The organism is Brevundimonas sp. GW821-FHT12C05 (assembly GCF_058807475.1).
In genome coordinates this window covers 32,605-53,400 of the sequence record NZ_JBXAQS010000006.1, presented here as the reverse complement: position 1 = coordinate 53,400, position 20,796 = coordinate 32,605, and the positions used below count along the sequence as shown (strand labels likewise).

The following is a 20,796-nucleotide window of genomic DNA, read 5'->3' as shown; positions in this document are numbered from 1 at the left end:
CTCAGACTCCCGCCTGCGCCGCCGGACGGGCGCGGCTCGCCTCCAGCCAGCGGGCCAGATGGGCGAACTCTTCCGGCGGCCGGTATTTGATCAGCCGCGCGAAATCGAGCCCGACCACCGCCACGACGTCGGCGATGGTGAACCGGTCCGATGCGATGAACTCGTGCTCGGCCAGACGGCGGTCCAGCGTGCGCATGAATTTCTCGGCGCTGAGACGATTGTAGTCGGCCACCTGCGGCACCTGCGTGGCCTCCAGCGCGGCCAGGGCCGGATGGGAATGGCGCACGTTCAGCATGATCGGATTGGCCAGGTAGAACTCGCAGCGGCGGGTCCACATCTCGATCACCGCCTGCTCGCTGGCGTCGCGGCCGAACAGGTTGGGCTCGGGATAGATCGACTCCAGATAGCGGCAGATGGCGACCGATTCCGAAATCGTCGTGCCGTCCTTCAGCTCCAGCGCGGGCACATGCGGGACGCCGACCTTGGCCCGATACTCGGGCGTGCGGTGCTCGCCGACCATGATGTCGATCTCGACCAGTTCGACGTCCTGGACGCCCTTTTCGGCCATGACCCAGCGCACGCGACGCGGGTTGGGGGCGCGGTGCGAGGTGTAGAGCTTCATGAGGTCCGCCTTTCGGTTCAGCGGAATATGGAGGCCGGCATCGCGCCGACAATGGCGGCGCTCATCAAGGTGGCCAGGAAGCCCGCGAACAGCGCCTTCCACACCAGCCCCAGCACCTCTTCCCGCCGCTCGGGCATCAGCACCGACAGGCCGGTCACGGTGATGCCCACCGAGCCGATGTTGGCGAAGCCGCACAGGGCGTAGGTCAGCAGCATACGGGTGCGCTCGCTTATGGCCCCGCCCGGCACGGCGCCCAGATCCATGAAGGCCTTGAACTCGGTCTGGGTCAGCTTGACGCCCAGCAGCAGGCCGGCCTCACGGGCATCCGACCATTCAACGCCCGTCAGCCAGGCGACCGGGGCGAAGACCCAGCTCAGCAGCCACTCAACGCTGATGCCCGGGAAGATGGCGCCGACCATGATGTTCACCAGGGCCACCAGCGCCACGAAGACGATCAGCACCGCCGAGATGTTCAGCACCACCATCAGGCCGTCGGACGTGCCTTTCACGATGGCGTCGATGGCGCTGTCGTACTTCAGGGGCGAGTCATACTCGGCGAAGGCGCCGCCCTCGCCGGCCGTCTCCGGAATGATGATGCGGGCCAGCAGGATGCCCGCCGGGGCCGAGATGATCGAGGCGACCAGCACGTGCCCCGCGGCGTTGGTCAAGGTGCTTTCCAGCATCAGGGCGTAGGCCACCATGGTCGAGCCGGCCACCGTCGCCAGACCGACCACCATCATCAGGAACAGTTCCGACCGGGTCAGCTTGTCCAGATAGGCGCGGATGACGATCGGGCTCTCGATCATGCCCAGGAAGATGTTGGCCGCCACCGCCAGCGCCGAGGCCCCGCCCAGCCCCATCGTCTTCTGGAACAGGATGCCGAAGCCGTAGGTGATCCATTTCAGGATCTTCCAGTGCCACAGCAGGGCCGACAGGGCCGAGATCACCAGGATCAGCGGCAGGACCTGGAAGGCGAAGGTGAACAGGCCCTGCTGGTTCTGCACCGCATAGGGCTGCGGATACTCCTCGCCGGCCAGATAGCCGAAGACGAAGTTCGTGCCCGCGCGCGTCGCCTTGGCCAGACCGTCCACGGCGCCGTTGACCGCGTGCAGGACCCCGCCGGAAGCCGGGTTGAACAGCACGAGCACCAGCGCCGCCTGTACGATGATCGCGCCGATGGCCAGCTTCCACGGGAAAGCGCGCTTGTTTTCGGACAGGCCCCAGCAGGCCGCCACGATGACGACAAGCCCGAGCAGGCTCTGGAGATTCAGCAGGCTGAACATCGATCTTCCCCGGCCGACTCCCCGTCGGCCCCTTCAGCCCGTTGAACGCCACGCCGCCGCGTCTGGCAAGCGTCCTGGGATCGGACGCCTCGCCAGCTTGGCCTTGACACCCCGAACGATCCATTCACTGGTCGTGGTCTGGAGTTCCCGCACAGGTGTCGATGGTGATGGTGGCCCGCTTCCGTCGATCCGGTCTCGCCTTGGCCCTGCTGGCCGGCGTCGCGGGACAGGCTCTCGCCCAAACTCCGCCCCCGGATCCCCCGCAGGACCCGCCCGCCACGCAACTCGAAGACGTGACCGTGAGCGCCACGCCGCTGCAGCGCACGGTTCGCGATTTCGTGGAGTCGGTCGCCGCGCCCGCACCGGGCCGCAAACCCGCCGCATGGCGCGCGCCCATCTGTGTCGGGGTAAGCGGCATGCAACCCGATGCGGCCGGGGCCATGGCCGACCGGGTGCTGGATTGGGGACACAGCCTTGGGCTCAACACCGGAGAGCCGGGCTGCGAACCGAACATCTTTGTTATCGTGACCGAAGACGGTGATGCGACGGCACAGGCGCTGGTCCGCGCGCGGCAGCGTGAGTTCCTGACCGGCGCCAGCGGCGTGAACGCCGGGCGCGGCGCGCTGCAGAGATTCCGGACGTCCGGACGGCCCGTACGCTGGTGGCACATCAGCTTGCCGGTCAATCCCGACACGGGCAGGCCGATCGTCCGACTTCCGGGCCAATTTCCGTTCACCGCGCCCCTGGAGATGACCAGGCCTCAACAGTTCGGGGTTTTCGCCGCCGTTGAGACGCCTTCGCGCATCAGCGAGCGGTCGCGGGATGACCTGTTGCAGGTGATCATCGTTGTGGAGGCCGCCGCCTTCGACACGGGGAGCTTTGGCCAGATCGCCGACTTTGTGTCGATGGCGGCCTTGGCTCAGCTCGATCCCCAAGCGTCACCGCCGACGCCGTCGATCCTGCATCTTTTCGACGCGGCGCGCATGCCTGAGCCGGGTCTGACCCGGTGGGACCGCGCCTATCTGGAAACCCTCTATGACGCCAGCACGTCCGCCGCGGGCGGCACGCCTGTACGGGTGGCCTATGGCATGGCCACACGCCTGGAATCCAACCCGCCGACGGCTACGCCCGAGCCTTGATCAGAGCTGGCCGCGGACCAGCTTGCCGTAGTCTTCCATCAGGCCGAGGCTGAGGGCGCCGGGCGTGAAGCGGTATTCGCCGACTTCGCTGACCGGCGTCACCTCGGCGGCGGTGCCCGTCAGGAAGCATTCGCTGAAGGTCGACAGCTCTTCCGGACGGATGTGGCGCACGATCACCTCGATACCCTTGGCCTTGGCCATCTCGATCACGGTCTGGCGGGTGATTCCGTCCAGGATCGCGTCGACCGGCGGGGTGTGCAGAACGCCGTCCTGCACGAAGAAGACGTTGGCGCCGGTCGCCTCGGCGACATAGCCGCGCCAGTCCAGCATCATGGCGTCCGAATAGCCGCGCTTCTCGGCGGCGGTCTTGGACATGGTGCAGATCATGTACAGGCCGGCGGCCTTGGCCGCCGACGGAGCCGTGGCGGGGTCCGGGCGGCGCCACTTGGCCCACTCCAGGCGGATCCCCTTCGCCTTGGTCTCCGGATCGAAGTAGCTGGGCCACTCCCACACGGCGATGGCCACGTGGGTCTTGTTGTTGATGGTCGAGACGCTGACCTGTTCCGGCCCGCGATAGGCGACCGGACGCACATAGCAGTCCGAAAGTCCCATCTTTTCGCAGGTTTCCTTGCAGGCGGCGTCGATCTCGGCCACGCTGTAGGGAAGATCAAAATCCAGCAGGTTCGCGGAGCGTTGCAGACGTTCCGAGTGCGGCGTCAGCTTGAAGATTTCGCCGCCATACATACGCTCACCCTCGAAGACCGACGAGCCGTAGTGAAGGGCATGGGTCAAAACGTGCGTTTTCGCTTCCCGCCAGGGCACGAAATCGCCGTCCATCCAGATCCAGCCGTCACGATCGTCGAAAGGAACGAAGGCCATTGAAGAACGTCTCCCGCGAAATTACTCGGGTTAGACCCGCCGGAATCGCTCAGGTCAACGCCTGTCGCACCTCTGAGATCGCATCCGCATGAGCGATGTTCGCGCCTATGGCCGCTCGGGCCCCATCGCCGGACCCGGCGCAGGCCGTCACCTGCTGGTCGTCGACGACGACGACCGCATCCGTGAACTGCTGAAAGAATTCCTGACTCGCGAGGGTTATCGGGTCACCGGCGCCGCCCACGCGGCGGCCGCCAAACGGCTTGTCGAACTGATCGAGTTCGACCTGATCGTGCTGGACGTCATGATGCCGGGCGAAAGCGGCTTTGACCTGACCACCTGGATCCGGTCCAAGGCCGAGACCTCCAAGACCCCCGTGCTGCTGCTGACCGCCCGGGGCGATCCCGACGACCGCATCGAGGGGCTGTCGCGCGGCGCCGACGACTACATGTCCAAGCCGTTCGACCCGCGCGAACTGGCCCTGCGTATCGACGCCATCCTGCGCCGCACCGGCGGCAAGCCGCTGACCCCGCGCGAGATCAAGCTGGGACCGGCGGTATTCGACATGGAGCGGCTGGAACTGCTCAAGGACGGCAAGCCCCAGCGCCTGACCGAGGCCGAGGCCCAGCTTCTGAAGACCCTGGCCATCCACGCCCACGCCCCGGTCGAACGCATGAGCCTGTCGCCCGACACGGCCGACATCACCGGCCGGGCCGTGGACGTGCAGGTCACCCGCCTGCGCCGCAAACTGGAAGCCGATCCCAAGAACCCGCGCTACCTCCAGACCGTGCGCGGCATCGGCTATATGCTGGCTCCGGACTAACGAGGCCCCCCGATGACCCTGTTCGCACTCGCAGGCCTGATTTTCACGCTGGGAGCGGTCCAGGACTCCCCGGCGGCGGAGGACAGGTGGGTCCCCAACGCATCGCCCCTGCGCATGGTCGCCGACCCCTGCACGCCGGCGGAGGAGGGCGAGGAGGGCATGTCGCAGCCATGGATACGGCTGATCCTGCTCGAACGCGGCCATCCTCGCGATCTGGTCTGCGGCGTGCACGGGAATTTCGACCCGGAAGTCATCGCCGCCGCCCAGGCCGACTGGCTCGACCTCGCCGCCCAGGGGTCCGGAAGAGCCGTGGTGCTGATCGGCGCCATGTCGCGCTCTCTGGACGATGACGGCTCGTGGGGGCCGAATTCCGATGCGGCCAGTCGGACGATGTATCTCCACTACAAGGCTGATGACTATCGGGTGCTCCGGGAGGAGGCCGCCCAGGCCCGGGACGCCGCCCCCTCGCCTACCCCGGAATGAGACTTCTGCCCGCGACCCTGTGGCCGCGCTTCCTGAAGCGGCGCCTTCCGACCTCGCTGTGGGGCCGGTCGCTGCTGATCATCGTCCTGCCGGTGCTGGTCATGCAGGTGGCGGTGACCTGGGCCTTCTTCGACATGCACTGGCAGACGGTGACCGCGCGCCTGTCCGACGGGCTGGCGGGCGACATAGCCTGGGCCGCCGAGAGCTACGCCGACGATCCGACGCCGCAGAACCTGGACGTCATCGCCGAGCGGGCCCAGCGCTCCATGTCCCTGTCCATCGCCCTGCAGGAAGGCGAGGTTCTGCCCAATGACCGGCGGCGCGGGGCCTTGGGGGTCATCGACCGCACCCTGGAGAAGGCGCTGAAGGCGCGGATCGATCAGCCGGTCTGGTTCGACACCACCCGCTACCCCGCCTACGTCGACATCCGCGTGCAGCAGCCGCAGGGCGTGCTGCGCATCATCGCCCCGCGCGAGCGCGCCGTGGCGACCCAGGCGCACATCTTCGTCCTGTGGCTGCTGGTCGCCACTGTCCTGCTGATGGGGGTGGCCATCCTGTTCATCCGCAACCAGGTCCGCGCCATCGAGCGCCTGGCCGAGGCGGCCGAGGCCTTCGGCCGGGGCGAGCCGCGCGAACGCTTCAAGCCGTCGGGGGCGCGCGAGGTGCGGGCCGCGGCCCAGGCCTTCATGAACATGCGCGACCGCATCCAGCGCCATATCGACCAGCGCACCGCCCTGCTGGCCTCGGTCAGCCACGACCTGCGCACGCCCCTGACCCGGCTGCGGCTGGAACTGGCCCTCGCCCCCCCGTTCAAGCGCGCCGAGGCCATGCGCGGCGACATGGACGAGATGGAGCATATGATCGACGAATACCTGGCCTTCGCCCGCGGCGAAGCCGGGGAGGCCGCCCAGGAGATCTCCATCGCCGACCTGCTGGCCGCCGCCGGCGATGATGCGCGCCGGGCGGGCGCGGAGGTCGAGGTGATCGCGCCGGAAGACCTGGCCGCGTCGCTCCGTCCGCTGGCCTTCAAGCGCGCGATTAGCAATCTGGCGGGCAACGCCGCCGCCCACGGCGAGCATGTGCGGCTCAGCGCCCGCCCCCTGCCCTCCGGCGGCCTAGAGATCGCCATCGAGGACGACGGCCCGGGCATTCCCGACGACATGCACGAGGAGGCCTTCCGGCCCTTCTCGCGCCTCGACGACTCCCGCAACCAGAACCACAAGGGCGTCGGCCTGGGGCTCGCTATCGCCCGCGACGTGGCGCGCAGCCATGGCGGCGACATCACCCTGGAACGCAGCGACATGGGCGGCCTGCGCGCCGTGATCCGTCTGCCGGGCTAGGCGCCGCCGCGTAGCCATTGCGAAGCGGAGCTTCTGGGCCCATTTTAAGGACAGATCGGGGGCGATCTGGAGAGCCTGACCATGCGCAATCTCACCTTTCTCGTTCCATTCGCCGTAACCGCCGCCCTCGCCGGCGCCGCCCTGGCCGAACCGGCCGCGGTCAATGTCACCCTGGGCGCCCGACTTCAGGACAAGGTCGAAAACCTGGGGTCGCGCGAAGTGCAGGATCAGGCCGACCGTCTGGCCGAAGTGGTCACCCGCGCCGTCGCCGCCACGCCCGCCCTCAACGGCGCGCGGATCGAGCTGGTCCTGACCGATCTGAAGCCCAACCGTCCGACCTTCCAGCAGATCTCGGAACGCCCGGGCCTGGACCCGATGCGCAGCATCTCCATCGGCGGCGCGGAGATCGAGGGACAGATCACCCTCGCCGACGGCACGGTCCAGCCGGTGCGCTATGAGTGGTTCACCAACAATCTCGCTGACGTGCGCGGCCACACCACCTGGCAGGACGCCGATCGCGCCTTCCGCCGGCTGGGCTCGAACCTCGCCGCCGGGCGCTACGCCACGCGCTAGAACGACCGCGCCCGGTCCACGGCGGCCCTGACGGCGGCTTCAGCCGCGCGGTTCAGGTCGCCGCCGTCGGCCATGGCGTCCAGCCCCGCCCGGGTCGTGCCGCCCGGCGAGGCGATGCGGGCGGTCAGGGCGTCCAGCCCTTCCCCCGTCTCCAGCCCGGCGCCCGCCGAACGCAGCGCGCCTCGCGCCAGACGCGCCGCCGCCTCCGGCGAAAGCCCTTGGGCCACGCCCGCCTCAGCCAGCGCCTGCACGAAGGCGTAGATGAAGGCGGGAGCCGATCCGGCCACGGCGGTCGCCGCGTCCATCAGGCCCTCATCCTCCAGCGGCGCCACATCGGCCATGGGAGCGAACAGGGCCTGCGCCGCCCTGAGGGCGCGCCCGTCGTCGGACCAGACGGCCGCCACGCCCTGCCCCTGCGCCACCGCCGTGGTCGGCATGATCCGCGCCACCGGACGCCCGCCGGCGGCGAAGAGGTCGTCCGCCCGCACGCCCGCCATCACGGACAGCAGCACGGCTTCGGGATTCAGGTACGGAGCGAGCGGCGTCAGGGCGTCGCGCCACATCGCCGGCTTCACCGCCAGCACCACGGTCTTGGCCGGACGCAGGGCGTCCAGGGGCGGATTGACCCGCGCGCCCCGGGCCCGCGCCGCCTCGGCTGCGGGTTTCTCGGACGGCGTCAGGATGAGCAGGTCGCGCGCCTCGACCGTACCGGTCGCCAGCCAGCCCTCGAGCATGGCCGAACCCAGACGGCCGCAGCCCACCAGGACCACGCCGTCACGGGAGACATCGAAGGTCATGGGATCAGGCGGTGCCGACCGTCTCGAACAGGCAGGCGTCGATCGCCTCCTGCGGCTTCTTGGATCCGCGGATCATGAAGTCGAAGGCCGGATAATAGCGGTCGGCGGCCTCGACGGCGGCGTCGATCATCGACGCGGCCTGGGCCAGGGTCGGACGCTCGCCCAGCGGCAGGGCCAGCGAGTGACGGAAGACGATCTCGCCGTCTTCGGCCCACACCTCGAAATGGCCCATCCAGGTGCGCTGGTTGATCAGGCCGACCAGTTCATAGGCGGCGGTGCGCTTCGACTTGGCGGCCTGCAGGTCCAGGGCGCAGCACAGCTGAAGGCAATCGCCTTCAGGGCGCCAGGCGAACCACAGCTCGTAGTCCTTCCAGTCACCGGCCAGCGAGAAGGCCAGATCGCCCTCGTCGGTACGGTCGAACGGAAGGTTTTCCGCCACCAGCACATGCTCGACCACGTCCAGAGGATCGTAGGGCGTGTCGATTTCTTCGGGCCGTGCGGCGTCCATCAAGTCTTCCTCGGGCGCGACTCACGCCCCGTTAAGGAACCGTAGGCGGGTTCGCAGATTCGGCTCAACCGGCTGCGTCCTGAGGGGGAACCGACGCTGTGGACGTTCCCTTACGAGGCGTCTTCGTGGCCTTCAGGGCCGCAATTTCCGCACGCAAAGCCGTGACTTCCGCCTTCAGCGCGTCGAACTCGTCTCTCCGCACAAGGTCCATTTCGGCGACGAAGCGGTCAGCCTGTGCGCGCACGGCGGTCTTGGCTTCCTCGCCCGCCGCCTGGGCCAGACCCATGGCGCCGGTCGTCAGTTTGGCGAACTCATCGAGGAAGGGATTACGGGTCTGCATGGCTTTCGGGCGCTCCGACTCACACTGGCGAGCATCGTTAATGAAGGTTGAGCCGATATGGTGAACGAAACCTTGTCGAGCATGCGGCGAATGCGCCGATCCGGCGTTATGGAAATTTCGGGGACGGGATCGGCGACGCTTGCTAAACCACGTTTCCGAGGAAACGCCGTCAGGAGCGCCCGTGCAATTTCCCGAGTTCAATCCGGTCTGGTTCAGCATCGGCCCGCTGGACATCCGCTGGTACGCCCTCGCCTACGTCGCCGGCATCGTGCTGGGCTGGTGGTACGCCGCCCGCATCATCAAGACGGATCGGCTGTGGACTCCGGGCAAAGCGCCGATCACGACGCAGCAGCTGGACGACCTGGTCCTGTGGGTCACTCTCGGCATCATTCTGGGCGGCCGGTTCGGCTACGCCCTCTTCTACCAGCCGCACCTGTACGGGCAGCTGTTCATGGGCCCCGACAATTTCGCCCTGTTCCGCCTTTGGGACGGCGGCATGTCCTTCCACGGCGGCCTGCTGGGCTGCACCCTCGCCGTCGTCATCTTCGCCCTGCGGTCGAAGGTGCGCATCCTCAGCATCGGCGACATCGCCCTGGCCGCCGCGCCCTTCGGCCTGATGTTCGGCCGACTGGCCAACTTCATCAACGGCGAGCTCTGGGGCCGCGAAACGACCGTTCCGTGGGCCGTCCGCTTCTGCAACGACAGCATCCAGCGGATGTACGGCTTCTGCCCCGCGGGCAACGAACCGCGCCACCCCAGCCAGCTGTATGAGGCCGGACTGGAGGGAATCTTCCTGTTCGGCCTGCTGGCCTTCGCCATCTGGAAGGTCGGCCTGCTGCGCAAGCCCGGCTATGTCACCGGCCTGTTCCTGCTGGGCTACGGCCTGATCCGCGCCACGCTGGAGACGGTGCGTCAGCCGGACGCCGGCCTGGATCACCTGCCGCTGGGCCTGACCATGGGCATGATCCTGTCGACGCCCATGATGCTGATCGGCGCCTGGCTGATCTGGCGGGCCTGGAGCCGCCCACCGGTTACGGCCTGACGCGTCATGAGCCTTAAGGAACGGCTGGCGCGCGAGATCGCCCTCACCGGGCCGATGACGGTCGCCGACTTCGTGACGCGCTGCCTGCACGATCCGCAGGGCGGCTACTACGCCACCCGCCCCGCCATCGGCGCGACCGGCGACTTCATCACCGCGCCGATGATCAGCCAGATGTTCGGCGAACTGATCGGCCTATGGGCCATCGAGCTGTGGCGTCGGCTGGGCGCGCCCGAGCGGGTGCGGCTGGTCGAAGTCGGCCCCGGCGACGGCACCCTGATGGCCGACGCCCTGCGCGCCGCCCGGCTGGCCCCCGACTTCCTTCAGGCCGTCGACCTGATCCTGATCGAGCCCAGCGCCCCGCTGCGCGCCGCTCAGGCCCGCATGCTGGCCGACAGCGACGTGCATCCCCGCTGGGTCTCGGCGCTGGACCGGGTCGAAACCGACGCTCCGGTGATCCTGATCGCCAACGAGGTGCTGGACTGCCTGCCCGCCCGTCAGTTCGTGCGGACCGAGGACGGCTGGGCCGAGCGCCGCGTGGGCGTCACCGATGAAGGCGCGTTGCAGTTCGGGCTGGTGAAGATCACCGGCGGCTTCAAACGGCCCGCCTATGAGGTCGAGCCCGGCCAGACCCTGGAGATTTCCGAGCAGCAGGCAGGCTTCGGCCGCGACCTGGCGACCCTGGTCAAGGCCGCCTCGGGCGCCGCCCTGCTGATCGACTACGGCCGCGCCAAGCCGGAGGCCGGCGACACGCTGCAGGCCCTGCGGCGCCACCAGAAGGTCGATCCCCTCGCCGATCCGGGCGAGGCCGACCTGACCCAATGGGCCGACTTCCCCATCGTGCTGGAAGCCGCCGTCCATGCGGGGGCCGACGTGACCGGCTGCCTGGGCCAGGGAGAGTTCCTGAAACTGCTGGGCATCGAGCACCGCGCCGAGCGGCTAAAGTCCGGCCGTCCCGACGCCGCCCCGGTCATCGAGCGCCAGCTGGCGCGCCTGACCGACGACGACCAGATGGGAACCCTGTTCAAGGCCTGCGCGATCTTTTCTCCGCACACCCTCATCGTTCCCGGGTTCGAGGACTGACCATGTCGCTGGAGCCGATCAGACACCCCCTGCTGGACCGCGCGGGCGTCCGCCACGGCTTCTTCACGCGGCAGGGCGGCGTCTCCAGCGGTCTCTACGACAGCCTGAACGCCGGTCTGGGCTCGACCGATGACGCCGTCGCCGTGGCCGAGAACCGCCGCCGCATCGCCGCCCACATGGGGGGCCTGCCGGACGACCTGGCCGCCTGCTACCAGATCCATTCCGCCGTCGTCCGCGTGGCCGAGGCGGGCTGGAAGGGCGAGCGGCCCGAGGGCGACGCCACCGTCACCACCACGCCCGGCGTCATCTGCGGCGTCCTGACCGCCGACTGTGCGCCGGTGCTGTTGGCCGATCCGAACGCCGGGATCGTCGGCGCGGCCCATGCGGGCTGGAAGGGTGCGCTGGGCGGCATCGTCCATTCCACCGTCGCCGCCATGCAGGCCCTCGGCGCCGATCCCGCCCGCATGGTCGCCGTCGTCGGCCCCTGCATCGCCCAGGCTTCCTATGAGGTCGGCGCGGGCTTCGAGGACCGCTTCGCCCATCACGACCCGGGCAGCGAACGCTTCTTCCGCCCCGGCTCCGCCGCCGACAAGCGCCTGTTCGACCTGCCCGCCTTCGTCCTGTGGCGTCTGGAACAGGCAGGCGTGGGCGAGGCGGCCTGGACCGGCCACGATACGCGCGCGGACGAAGTTCAGTTCTTCTCGAACCGCCGGGCCTATCTGAACGGAGAGCCGGACTTCGGCCGCCTGATGAGTGCGATCAGTCTGGGCTAGAGGCCGGCCCTAGGGCGCGGCCCGAGCGGCCAGCCATCCGAGCGCGATATCCAGTCCATCTCCGCCCTGCGGCTTGTCGGGCGCGGTGATGAACAGGCCATGCCCCGCCCCCTCCATCTCGCGGTAGTCGACGGTGACGCCCGGATGCTCCGCGAGGGTTTCCGCCAGAAGGCGAGCCGACGAGACCGGCGAGGCCGTATCCGCGGTCCCATGGACGATCATCACCGCCCCCTGCCAGCCGTCCAACTGCCCCGTGCAATCTAGCGGCAACGCCGACCACCACCAGATTTCCGGATTGCTCTGACCCAGCCAGGTCTGGCCTATGCGAGGATCGGTCCGCACGCGCTCCATCTGCGCCGCGAAGCCGCCGCCGCTGTCCTGAGTCACCTGCCGCATGTCCGCTTCGAAAGCGGCGCCGCCGGCTGTGCTCAGCAGGGCCAGGGCGGCGACATCGGTCGTGGCGCCCGCCGCGCCGCAAGCGGCCATGCCGCCCGACGACGTCGCGATGATCTGGAAACCGCCCACGGCCGGCAGCCCCAGTTCGCGCTTTAGCCGGGTCATGGAGCGAATGACGTCCAGGGCGCGCTGGGATTCGACCGAGGTCTGCTCATAGGTCGGACCACAGACGGCGGCGTCAGCGCCCGCGCCTTCCTTGTCGACCGCCACAACCCAGCGGGTGGGAGCGCCTTCGACCACACGGCGGGTCCATTGGCGGTGTTCGCCCGCCTTGCAGTCCGAGCCGCCCAGAACCAGGGTGGCGGCGTTGGTCCCCTCACCCCGGTCCCAGACCACAATATCGATGGTGGTGCCGTCGCCGCGCGTGACTTCCATGCGGCGGGGGTTCGAGAAGGTGTCAGAAGCGACCGCCGGGCTGCAAGCGAGCCCCAACGCAAGCGCCGTCAGGAGTCGCAAAGGCTTCAAGCGTTTCAAGAACTTCACCCTCAAACAACATCAATCCAAACAGGACTGACGGCTTCCCGGGGAGGTCACAAGTTCTTAAAAATTAAAAGAATTTCACCCGGCCATCGCCAGCTCGGGCACGCGCACGACTTCGCGCCACGCCTGCGGGTTGGCCAGCAGTTCGCGGACCAGCAGGTTGTTGATCGCGTGGCCGGCCTTCACGCCCTCGTAGCGGCCCAGCAGGGGGGCGCCGAGCACGTACAGGTCGCCGATGGCGTCCAGCGCCTTGTGCTTCACGAACTCGCGCTCCATCCGCAGCCCGCCGGGGTTCAGGATCTGGTCGCCGTCGATGACCACGGCGTTCTCCAGCGAACCGCCGCGGGCCAGGCCGGCCTTGCGCAGGGCCTCGACCTCATGGGCGAAGCCGAAGGTGCGGGCGGCCATGATCTGATCGCGGAAGGTCTGCTCGTCGACGACGAAGTCCACGACCTGGTTGCCGATGACCGGGGTGTCGAAATCGATCTCGAACCGCATTTCATAACGGTCGCAGGGCAGCAGCACGGCGCTCTTGTCGCCGTCCTGAACCCGGATCGGCTCAAGAATCTCGATATAACGCACCGGTTCCGGCTGACGACGGAAGCCGGCGCGATCCAGCAGTTGGACGAACTGCAGGGCGGAACCGTCCAGGATCGGCAGCTCGGGACCGTCCACCTCGACCACGGCGTTCGACACGCCCAGGGCGGCGAAGGCGGCCATCAGGTGCTCGATCGTCGACAGGCGCACGCCCGCGGCGTTCTCGATCATGGTGTTCAGGCGGGCGTCGATGACGGCCTCGCCCGAGACAGGGATGCGGTTGTCGCGGTCGGTGATGTCGGTGCGCACGAAGACGATGCCCGTGCCGACCGGCGCCGGGCGCACGGCCAGGCGCACGCGGTCGCCCGTGTGCACGCCCACGCCGGCGATGATCGCGGGCGCGACGGTCGTCTTCTGGAGATGGTCGTTGCGGACCGACAAACTCAAACTCTCTGCATCTTTGCGTTCCGCCTCTACGTGCGGAGTTCGCCCCATCGACGGTCTAGAGGATGGTGAACAAGCGGAAAATCAAAGTCGGGTTTCGGATTGTTTCGGTCTGAAACGGAGTTCGCTCGTCAGGTGATGAGGATCACGTCCGGGTCCTCGTAGATTGAGACCGCGCCCCGGGGGCTCGCGCGAGGTGGCCCACGCAGCAGGGCCGCGCCGCCCGCGATGCTTCCCCGGGTCATGCCGAGTCCCTCCCCGTCCCGAACGGGAATGCCCCGGCGTCCGGCCCATGCAAAACCGCCCCGGAGTCTCCTCCGGGGCGGCGATGCGGGCGATGCGCGGGTCGTCTAGTTGGCCAGGCGGCGCAGGAAGGACGGGATCTCGAGATCGTCCTCGGCCTGGCCCAGTTCCGGCTCGACGGTCGGCTGGGTTTGGGTGGTCTGGCGCATTTCCGTCTGGCGGTTGCCGCCCGCCGGATAGGTCGGTTGCGGCTGGGTGCGCTTCTTGCCGAACAGGCTCCAGCCGCTCTTGCGGTGGTCCCGGTCGTCATAGTCGTCATAGGCCGGTTCCGGACGCGGCGCGGGCTCGGCCGCAGCGGCGGCGCGGTCCAGGTACAGCTCGCCCTGGGCCTGCGGGGCCTTTTCGGCGGCCGTACGCGGGCCGGACTCATATTCCTCGACCCACGGATCGACGATCGGCTCCAGCGTGCGCTCTTCGGCGACGTGGATGACCGGCTCAGGCCGGGCCTCGGGGGCCTGGGCTACAGCGCCGTACGTCGGTTGAGCGGACTGAAAGGTGGGGACGATCGGCGCCTCTTCGGCCCGGTTGCGCAGTTCGGTGCGAACAGGCTCGGCCGCCCGTTCGTTGCGAACCGGCTCCGGCGCGCGCGGCGCGAAGGCGGGGGCCGGACGGCGGGTCTCGAAGACCGAGCCGGCCGACGGCGGAGCCTTGGCGACCGCCGAGGTGTCCTCCATCCCGGTCGCGACGACCGAGACGCGGATCTTGCCGTCCAGGGCGGGATCGAAGGCCGCGCCGAAAATGATGTTGGCGTCGGCGTCCACTTCGCCGGCGATGGCGTTGGCGGCCTCGTCGACTTCCAGCAGGGTCATGTCCATGCCGCCGGTGATGTTCACCAGCACGGCCTTGGCGCCCTTCAGCGAGGTCTCGTCCAGCAGCGGGTTGGCGATGGCGTTCTGGGCCGCCATCAAGGCGCGGTCATCGCCCGTGGCCTCGCCGGTGCCCATCATCGCCTTGCCCATCTCGGACATGACGGCGCGGACGTCGGCGAAGTCCAGGTTGATCAAGCCCGGCAGGATCATCAGGTCAGTGATCGAACGCACGCCCGAGTGCAGCACCTGGTCGGCCATGCCGAAGGCGTCGGCGAAGGTCGTGCGCTCGTTGGCGACGCGGAACAGGTTCTGGTTCGGAATGACGATCAGGGTGTCGACGTAGCGCTGCAGCTCGGCGATGCCGGCCTCGGCCAGACGCATGCGGTGACGGCCTTCGAAGGTGAAGGGCTTGGTCACCACGCCGACGGTCAGAATGCCGCGGTCACGCGCGCATTTGGCGATGACGGGGGCCGCGCCGGTGCCGGTGCCGCCGCCCATGCCGCAGGTGATGAAGACCATGTGGGCGCCATCCAGGTGCCCGAAAATTTCCTCGGCGGATTCCTCGGCGGCGTTCATGCCGACCTCAGGGTGGGCGCCGGCGCCCAGGCCTTGCGTGATCGTCTCGCCCAGCTGGATGCGGCGGTCCGTCTTGGCGAACGACAGGTGCTGCGCGTCGGTGTTGGCCACCACGAACTCAACGCCCTCGAGACCGGCGTCGATCATGTTGTTGACGGCGTTGCCGCCGGCTCCGCCGACGCCGAAGACGACGATGCGGGGCTTCAATTCCGTAGCTTGCGGACGCACCAGCGAGAGAGACATGTTTTCCGACCCTAAATTCCGACCCTGCCCTTGCAGTCCCGATGCGAAAACCCCGCCGAATCGCATTGGTTATGGGCGCGTTAAGCAAGCGCCCGAACTGCTTAAGGGAGTGTTACCGGATAGGCTGAGTCGGAGCTCTAGCCACGAGTTTCATTAACCTTTGCCGCAGAAGTCTTCGCCGCCGTGGACTTGGACCCGTGCGGAATGCGGCTTTCAGAAGCGTTCAGATCAAAGACGAAATGATCTGGACGGCGCCGATCGGGCGAACAGCAAAAAAAGGGCGGCCCGTGAGAGCCGCCCCTTCCTTGTGGTCTGACCGGTCCGCTTACTGGAAGCGGTAGTTCAGGCCGATGTTGAAGCGACGGCCGTACGGGTCGAAGTTCGAGTACAGGGTCGTGCCCAGAACTTCGTCCTGCTCGGCGTCGAAGACGTTGGTGACACCGAAGCGCAGGGTCGCCTGATCCGTCACATCCCAACGCACCGAGATGTCGTTCCGGACGAAGTTGCCGGTACGAGCGTACTCGAGAGGACGGTTGTCGCTGTTGTTGACCAGGTTGCGGATGTTGGTCAGGTCCTGAGCGGTCTGCCAGTCAGCCGACCAGGTGACGGCGAAGCTGTCCGTCGGCGACCAGGTCAGACGCGAGGTCATCCGGACGCGCGGGTAGAACAGCGTGCTGGCCAGCGGATCGTAGAAGTTCGGGCTGGCCGTGTTCAGGAAGTTGTCCTGCTGGATCAGCCACAGACCACCCAGCGAGTAGTCGAAGCGGCCCCAGTTACGGCCGAAGGCTTCTTCGGTGTCCAGGCTGTAGCGGACGTCGAAGTCCAGACCACGGGTCACCAGCTTCGCGTAGTTGATCGGACGCTGGATGAAGCCGGCGTTGTTGGCCGGCGAACCGACGCGGAACAGCTCGCTGGGCGTGGTGCCGGTGCCGTTACGGAAGATCAGGCTACAGGCATCCATGTTCAGCTGGTCGCCCGAGCTGACGCAGGCGTCAGCCAGACCCGCAGCACTCGGGGACGCGATCACGTCGGTGACGGTGATCTCGTAGTAGTCCAGGGTCAGCGAGAAGTTCGGGATGAACCGCGGCTGGATGACGGTCGAGATCGTGAACGATTCCGACTCTTCCGGACGCAGGGTCGGGTTACCGCCGGTCGAGCCGCCGATCCCCGAGGTATAGGACGGAGCGTAAGCGTTCGTCGCCGCCGGGTTGGTCCAGTTGAAGACGCCGCCGAAGCCGTCGAGCACCGCCAGACGCTCACAGTTCACCACCCGATATTGCTGGACCACCGGGTCAAGCAGGTTGGCGATCTGCGCGGTGGCGCAGGGATCGACGAACCCGTTGGCGAAGGTCTGCGTCAGCGGACGGAAGTTCTCGGCCAGCTGCGGGATACGCACCGAAGTGTTGAAGCTGGTCTTGAAGGCGATGTCCTGGATCGGACGGTAGGTGAAGTTCACACCGTAGACGTCGGCCTTGCCTTTGACAGTCGAGTATTCCGACTGACGGTAGCTGCCGCTCAGCTCGGCGTATTCGCCCAGCCAGCTGTCGCGGAACAGCGGCACCGAGAGTTCGGCGAAGTATTCCTTCGACTCATAGGCGGTTTCCGGGAAGTCAGGGCCGGTGTTCAGGAACAGGGTGCGGTTCCCGGTATCGGCGCTACGGCCGATCGCCGAGGTCAGTTCCTTGCGCCATTCAGCGCCCAGGGCCACGCCGATCGGGCCTGCGCCGAACGGATCGAACAGCTCGCCCGACACCACGAAGGTGGCGTCTTGCTGCTCATTGATTTCCCGGACGGCGATGCTGGCGTCGACATAGTCCAGGGCTTCCTGGGACTGGTTGCCGTTACCGAAGACGTTCAGCGGACGGCAGTTCTGGACGGCCGCGCGGCCTTCCGGGGTGTCCTGCAGGTTGGCGCCGACGGGCGAAGCCCAGTCGGTCAGCAGGGCGGCTGGATTACGACGGTACTCCAGGGACGAGCGGCAAACGATGGCGCCCGGGGTGCCCATGATGCCGGCGGTGTCGACCACGGCGTCGGCGGCCAGGGCGAAGCGGAGCACGTCGACGCCGCGCTCGCGGTTCACGTTGTCAAGGCGACCGAAGGTGTACGACAGATCCCAGCGGAAGTTGTTGAGGAAGGCGACGCGATCATAGTCGCCGGTGAAGGCCAGAACGTAACGCTGGATTTCACGCGTGTTGGTCTGCGTGCGATCCGGGCCGAACAGCTGGTGGGCGGCGGACGGATTGGCCGTGTTGCCGGTCACGATCACGTTGCCGTTAACGTCGAAGCCGTAGGTGTCGTAGGTATTGAGGCCGATCGCCGTCTTCACATTGGACGGCAGGTAGGCGTTGTCATCCCAGCGCATCAGGAACTGGCTGGTGCTCAGGATGCGGTTGGTGTTGTTGACCGGCGTAAGGCTGGCGCTGTTGGTCAGGAAGATATCGAAGAACGTCGGCTGCCCTTGGTCGAAGGTGCGCTCGTCGATGTACTTGGCTTCACCGTAGACCGAGATGTTGTCGGTCAGCTTCAGGGTCGCGCCGGTCTGGAAGCGGTAGGATTCCGACTCGGGAACGCGCGAACCGGTGGCGAACGTCGCCGGATTGTCGCCGTCGCCGCCGATGTTGTACGGACGGCTCACGCCGGTCGTGGCCGTCGAGGCCTGGAACACGCGGGTGCCGAAGTTGGCCGGACGCGCGGTGTTGCCTTCGTACCAGAAGGTACGGCCCGGCTGGACCGAGTAGCAGTCGATGTTGTTGACCGCGGTACAGCCGCGGTTCGGCACGTCCGGATCCGTCAGCGGAGAAGGACGAGCGTGGCTCGCCAGGGTGGTCTGACCCCACCGCGGGCGGTCCATACGACGCAGTCCGGAGAACACGGCGTTGTCCCAGACACCGTCCACGTTCGGGCCGAACGCAGTGTTGCCCGGAGGATCGCGGTCATCTTCCAGGAACAGCGTGCCGCGACGCAGCCAGTCGATGTCCATCGAGGTGACTTCGTCGTTCAGCTCGTACTCGCCGTGCAGGTAGACGTTCAGGCGGTCGTCGAAGAAGTTCTTGCCGATCAGGCCCGAAACGCGGCGCTGCATCTGGCCGTCTTCGTTGATCGTGGCCAGGTTCACGTCGAGCTCGATCCCTTCGAAGTCCTTGCGGAGCACGAAGTTCAGCACGCCCGAGACGGCGTCGGCGCCGTAGACCGACGAGGCGCCGCCGGTGATGATTTCGATGTTCTCGATCAGCAGACGCGGGATGGTGTCGACGTCCACCGCCAGGGCGCCGCCCTGCGAACCCACGTGACGGCGACCGTCAACCAGGGTCAGCGTGCGGTTCGAGCCCAGCGAGCGCAGGTTGGCCAGCGACAGACCGCCGTCGTTCAGGCCCGAACCCGTCGTATCCGACGGAACGACCGAGTTCGACAGGGCCGGGATGGTGGCCAGGTAGTCGATGACGGTGGTCAGACCGGTTTCCAGCAGCTGCTCGCGGTTGACCTGGATCAGCGGGGTCGGCGAGTTCGTCGGGTCACGACGGATACGCGAACCGGTGATGACGACTTCGCCGAGATCGGTCGCGTCCTGGGTCGACTGACCCTGGACGGTCACGCCGGGAAGTTGGCTCTGAGCGAAGGCCGGAGCCGCCACAGCCATGACCCCCGCCAGGATCGTCGTGCCAAAGAGGTACTTGCGCTTGATTAGCATGTGTTGGGCCCCAACCGATGATGATGCAGGACGCAGCGACCGTCACAGAACGGCACACTGCTTCTCTCGGCACGCTAGCAGCAAAGATGGCGGCGACAAGAGAATGTGGCCGCATGGCGACCACTCGAGACCTGAGTTGTTACAATCCGGACACAGTCTCGCCATCCAAGCGAGAAAAACGGCCCCTTGCGGCGAGATAGCGGCAAAATGCGACCCTGCGGGCGCCACAGTCCGCCTCGGCGGCGCCTTAAAGGTTCTCGCGCAACCAGCCCGCTGCGCGGGCCACCAGGCCGCCGGCATGGGCCCTGGGAGCGTCCGCTGCGGTGATCTGCCGTGACATCAGCTTACGCGCCGAGACGGCTTCGCGCGGGCCGTAGGCGGCCCGCAGCAGCACGCCCGCCGCCGAGCAGAAGGCCGGACCGGAGGCGGCGTCGGCCAGGTGGGGAGCCCGTTGCGGCTTGCCCAGGCGGACCGGGCGGTCGAACACCCGCACGGCCAGCTCGCGCACCCCGTTCAGCTGGCTCGCGCCTCCGGTCAGGACCAGGCCGGCGCCGGGTTCCAGGCCCACGCCGGCGCTGCGCAGGCGATCCCGGAGCAGCTCCAGCGTCTCTTCCACGCGCGGGGCGATGACGGTCTTGAGCATGGCGCGCGGCACCACGACCGGTCCGGCCGACGGATCCTCGCCGCGCGGCGGAGCCTCCAGCATCTCGCGGTCCTCGTTCGCCGAGGCCATGGCGGAGCCGTGCAGGGTCTTGAGCCGCTCGGCGCCCGCCCGCGAGGTCGACAGGCCACGGGCGATGTCCGCCGTGACGTGATCGCCGCCGACGTTCAGCGATTCGATATGCAGCAGGCTGCGCCCGCCCCAGACCGCCGCCGAGGTCGCGCCGCCGCCCATGTCGATGCAGACGCAGCCGAGATCCATCTCGTCGTCTTCCAGCGCGGCCAGCGACGAGGCCACCGGCGCGGCGACCACGCCCTGCAGGTCCAGGTGCGCCAGTTCGAGGCAGTGGCTCAGGGCCGTGAAGGCGCTCTCGGCCATGGAGACGACCAGCAGGTCCAGGCCCAGCGAATGGCCGCGCATCGAGCGGGGATCATGCACGCCGCGCGCGCCGTCGACCGACCAGGCGATCGGCAGGACGTGGATCGGACGGCGGTTGGGCAGGCGAATCTGCGCCAGGGCCATGCCGATGGCGCGGGCCAGGTCGGCGTCGCCGACCGGGTTCTGGCTCAGGGAGACGCGCGACTGGACGCGGTGGCTGGCCATCTGACCGATGGCCGTGGTGACGACGACGCCCGAGACCGGCGAGCCGGCCGCGCGCTCGGCGCGCTCGACGGCGTGGCCGATGGCCTGGGCGGCCTCGTCCATGCTGATGATGCCGCCGCCCTTGATGCCGCGCGACTGGACGTGACCGGCGCCGGCGACCCGGATGGTCCGGTCCGCGTGGCGCACGCCCTCGGGCTTCATGATGAAGCAGCCGACCTTGGACTGGCCCAGGTCGAGCGCGGCCACGACCGGCGCGCGGCCCGCCGCGCCCCGACCGTCAACAGATTTGTCCACAGACCGTCCGGCCATCCCCTGCC

At 67.9% G+C, this 20,796-nt stretch carries 19 protein-coding genes; 8 read left to right on the top strand and 11 right to left on the bottom strand.

The features are described from left to right. Nucleotide 1: 1 nt before the first annotated feature. Nucleotides 2–622, bottom strand: coding sequence for a glutathione S-transferase family protein (locus tag AC1RRF_RS16170; RefSeq protein ID WP_492836376.1), 621 nt, complete (start codon nucleotides 620–622; stop codon nucleotides 2–4). 17 nt (nucleotides 623–639) lie between these two features. Then, nucleotides 640–1,905 (bottom strand): NupC/NupG family nucleoside CNT transporter, encoded by a 1,266-nt coding sequence (locus AC1RRF_RS16165; RefSeq protein WP_492836374.1) that lies wholly within the window; start codon nucleotides 1,903–1,905, stop codon nucleotides 640–642. Nucleotides 1,906–2,060: 155 nt separating this feature from the next. Between AC1RRF_RS16165 and AC1RRF_RS16160 the strand changes: the two genes are divergently transcribed. Beyond that, entirely contained in the window at nucleotides 2,061–3,044 is a 984-nt protein-coding gene (locus AC1RRF_RS16160; protein ID WP_492836372.1) for a hypothetical protein, read from the top strand. Here the strand turns inward: AC1RRF_RS16160 and AC1RRF_RS16155 are convergent, their stop codons facing one another. After that, on the bottom strand, nucleotides 3,045–3,923 hold the full coding sequence (locus AC1RRF_RS16155; RefSeq protein WP_492836370.1) for a branched-chain amino acid aminotransferase: 879 nt from the start codon (nucleotides 3,921–3,923) through the stop codon (nucleotides 3,045–3,047). It abuts the gene before it with no gap. Nucleotides 3,924–4,011: 88 nt separating this feature from the next. Between AC1RRF_RS16155 and AC1RRF_RS16150 the strand changes: the two genes are divergently transcribed. The 4 genes from AC1RRF_RS16150 (at nucleotide 4,012) to AC1RRF_RS16135 (ending at nucleotide 7,139) form a co-directional block, all read left to right on the top strand. Next, complete coding sequence (locus tag AC1RRF_RS16150) at nucleotides 4,012–4,743, top strand: response regulator (protein WP_291834193.1); 732 nt, start codon at nucleotides 4,012–4,014, stop codon at nucleotides 4,741–4,743. A 12-nt stretch (nucleotides 4,744–4,755) separates the two neighbouring features. Continuing rightward, complete coding sequence (locus AC1RRF_RS16145) at nucleotides 4,756–5,226, top strand: hypothetical protein (RefSeq protein ID WP_492836368.1); 471 nt, start codon at nucleotides 4,756–4,758, stop codon at nucleotides 5,224–5,226. Continuing rightward, nucleotides 5,223–6,566 (top strand): ATP-binding protein, encoded by a 1,344-nt coding sequence (locus tag AC1RRF_RS16140; protein ID WP_492836366.1) that lies wholly within the window; start codon nucleotides 5,223–5,225, stop codon nucleotides 6,564–6,566. The genes AC1RRF_RS16145 and AC1RRF_RS16140 overlap by 4 nt, the downstream gene beginning before the upstream one ends. Before the next feature lie 81 nt (nucleotides 6,567–6,647). After that, a complete protein-coding gene (locus AC1RRF_RS16135; RefSeq protein ID WP_492836364.1) occupies nucleotides 6,648–7,139 on the top strand; it encodes a hypothetical protein in 492 nt (163 codons plus the stop codon). Here the strand turns inward: AC1RRF_RS16135 and proC are convergent. The 3 genes from proC to AC1RRF_RS16120 all read right to left on the bottom strand — a co-directional run bounded on the left by proC (nucleotide 7,136) and on the right by AC1RRF_RS16120 (nucleotide 8,784). Beyond that, on the bottom strand, nucleotides 7,136–7,936 hold the full coding sequence (proC, locus tag AC1RRF_RS16130) for a pyrroline-5-carboxylate reductase (RefSeq protein ID WP_492836362.1): 801 nt from the start codon (nucleotides 7,934–7,936) through the stop codon (nucleotides 7,136–7,138). The genes AC1RRF_RS16135 and proC overlap by 4 nt on opposite strands. 4 nt (nucleotides 7,937–7,940) lie before the next feature. Then, nucleotides 7,941–8,444 carry a type III secretion system chaperone family protein gene (locus AC1RRF_RS16125; RefSeq protein ID WP_291834181.1) on the bottom strand — a complete coding sequence of 168 codons (504 nt, stop codon included), beginning with the start codon at nucleotides 8,442–8,444 and terminating at the stop codon, nucleotides 7,941–7,943. 64 nt (nucleotides 8,445–8,508) lie between these two features. Next, nucleotides 8,509–8,784 (bottom strand): accessory factor UbiK family protein, encoded by a 276-nt coding sequence (locus AC1RRF_RS16120; RefSeq protein WP_492836477.1) that lies wholly within the window; start codon nucleotides 8,782–8,784, stop codon nucleotides 8,509–8,511. 181 nt (nucleotides 8,785–8,965) lie between these two features. Between AC1RRF_RS16120 and lgt the strand changes: the two genes are divergently transcribed. From lgt to pgeF, 3 genes are read left to right on the top strand one after another with little or no spacing between them, the layout of a single operon-like run. Next, nucleotides 8,966–9,826, top strand: a complete 861-nt coding sequence (gene lgt / locus AC1RRF_RS16115; RefSeq protein ID WP_492836360.1) for a prolipoprotein diacylglyceryl transferase — start codon at nucleotides 8,966–8,968, stop codon at nucleotides 9,824–9,826. Between the two features lie 6 nt (nucleotides 9,827–9,832). Beyond that, a complete protein-coding gene (locus AC1RRF_RS16110; RefSeq protein WP_492836358.1) occupies nucleotides 9,833–10,906 on the top strand; it encodes a class I SAM-dependent methyltransferase in 1,074 nt (357 codons plus the stop codon). 2 nt (nucleotides 10,907–10,908) lie between these two features. Further along, a complete protein-coding gene (pgeF, locus tag AC1RRF_RS16105; protein ID WP_492836356.1) occupies nucleotides 10,909–11,679 on the top strand; it encodes a peptidoglycan editing factor PgeF in 771 nt (256 codons plus the stop codon). Nucleotides 11,680–11,688: 9 nt separating this feature from the next. Here the strand turns inward: pgeF and AC1RRF_RS16100 are convergent, their stop codons facing one another. The 5 genes from AC1RRF_RS16100 to ftsA all read right to left on the bottom strand — a co-directional run bounded on the left by AC1RRF_RS16100 (nucleotide 11,689) and on the right by ftsA (nucleotide 20,788). Next, nucleotides 11,689–12,510, bottom strand: a complete 822-nt coding sequence (locus AC1RRF_RS16100) for an alpha/beta hydrolase family protein (RefSeq protein ID WP_492836354.1) — start codon at nucleotides 12,508–12,510, stop codon at nucleotides 11,689–11,691. A 183-nt stretch (nucleotides 12,511–12,693) separates the two neighbouring features. Further along, nucleotides 12,694–13,593 (bottom strand): UDP-3-O-acyl-N-acetylglucosamine deacetylase, encoded by a 900-nt coding sequence (gene lpxC, locus AC1RRF_RS16095; RefSeq protein ID WP_492836352.1) that lies wholly within the window; start codon nucleotides 13,591–13,593, stop codon nucleotides 12,694–12,696. A gap of 353 nt (nucleotides 13,594–13,946) precedes the next feature. Next, complete coding sequence (gene ftsZ, locus AC1RRF_RS16090; protein WP_492836350.1) at nucleotides 13,947–15,527, bottom strand: cell division protein FtsZ; 1,581 nt, start codon at nucleotides 15,525–15,527, stop codon at nucleotides 13,947–13,949. A gap of 325 nt (nucleotides 15,528–15,852) precedes the next feature. Then, complete coding sequence (locus AC1RRF_RS16085) at nucleotides 15,853–19,215, bottom strand: TonB-dependent receptor domain-containing protein (protein ID WP_492836348.1); 3,363 nt, start codon at nucleotides 19,213–19,215, stop codon at nucleotides 15,853–15,855. Nucleotides 19,216–19,462: 247 nt separating this feature from the next. Further along, the gene (gene ftsA, locus AC1RRF_RS16080; protein ID WP_492313716.1) at nucleotides 19,463–20,788 is read right to left on the bottom strand and encodes a cell division protein FtsA; all 1,326 of its coding nucleotides are present in this window, start codon (nucleotides 20,786–20,788) and stop codon (nucleotides 19,463–19,465) included. Nucleotides 20,789–20,796: the final 8 nt, after the last annotated feature.

What these genes read in the sequence shown, in the direction of transcription:
- AC1RRF_RS16170 (WP_492836376.1), bottom strand. Translation starts at nt 622, where the DNA reads ATGAAGCTCTACACCTCGCACCGCGCCCCCAACCCGCGTCGCGTGCGC.
- AC1RRF_RS16165 (WP_492836374.1), bottom strand. Translation starts at nt 1,905, where the DNA reads ATGTTCAGCCTGCTGAATCTCCAGAGCCTGCTCGGGCTTGTCGTCATC.
- AC1RRF_RS16155 (WP_492836370.1), bottom strand. Translation starts at nt 3,923, where the DNA reads ATGGCCTTCGTTCCTTTCGACGATCGTGACGGCTGGATCTGGATGGAC.
- AC1RRF_RS16150 (WP_291834193.1), top strand. Translation starts at nt 4,012, where the DNA reads ATGAGCGATGTTCGCGCCTATGGCCGCTCGGGCCCCATCGCCGGACCC.
- AC1RRF_RS16145 (WP_492836368.1), top strand. Translation starts at nt 4,756, where the DNA reads ATGACCCTGTTCGCACTCGCAGGCCTGATTTTCACGCTGGGAGCGGTC.
- AC1RRF_RS16140 (WP_492836366.1), top strand. Translation starts at nt 5,223, where the DNA reads ATGAGACTTCTGCCCGCGACCCTGTGGCCGCGCTTCCTGAAGCGGCGC.
- AC1RRF_RS16135 (WP_492836364.1), top strand. Translation starts at nt 6,648, where the DNA reads ATGCGCAATCTCACCTTTCTCGTTCCATTCGCCGTAACCGCCGCCCTC.
- proC (WP_492836362.1), bottom strand. Translation starts at nt 7,936, where the DNA reads ATGACCTTCGATGTCTCCCGTGACGGCGTGGTCCTGGTGGGCTGCGGC.
- AC1RRF_RS16125 (WP_291834181.1), bottom strand. Translation starts at nt 8,444, where the DNA reads ATGGACGCCGCACGGCCCGAAGAAATCGACACGCCCTACGATCCTCTG.
- AC1RRF_RS16120 (WP_492836477.1), bottom strand. Translation starts at nt 8,784, where the DNA reads ATGCAGACCCGTAATCCCTTCCTCGATGAGTTCGCCAAACTGACGACC.
- AC1RRF_RS16110 (WP_492836358.1), top strand. Translation starts at nt 9,833, where the DNA reads ATGAGCCTTAAGGAACGGCTGGCGCGCGAGATCGCCCTCACCGGGCCG.
- pgeF (WP_492836356.1), top strand. Translation starts at nt 10,909, where the DNA reads ATGTCGCTGGAGCCGATCAGACACCCCCTGCTGGACCGCGCGGGCGTC.
- AC1RRF_RS16100 (WP_492836354.1), bottom strand. Translation starts at nt 12,510, where the DNA reads ATGGAAGTCACGCGCGGCGACGGCACCACCATCGATATTGTGGTCTGG.
- ftsZ (WP_492836350.1), bottom strand. Translation starts at nt 15,527, where the DNA reads ATGTCTCTCTCGCTGGTGCGTCCGCAAGCTACGGAATTGAAGCCCCGC.
- AC1RRF_RS16085 (WP_492836348.1), bottom strand. Translation starts at nt 19,215, where the DNA reads ATGCTAATCAAGCGCAAGTACCTCTTTGGCACGACGATCCTGGCGGGG.
- ftsA (WP_492313716.1), bottom strand. Translation starts at nt 20,788, where the DNA reads ATGGCCGGACGGTCTGTGGACAAATCTGTTGACGGTCGGGGCGCGGCG.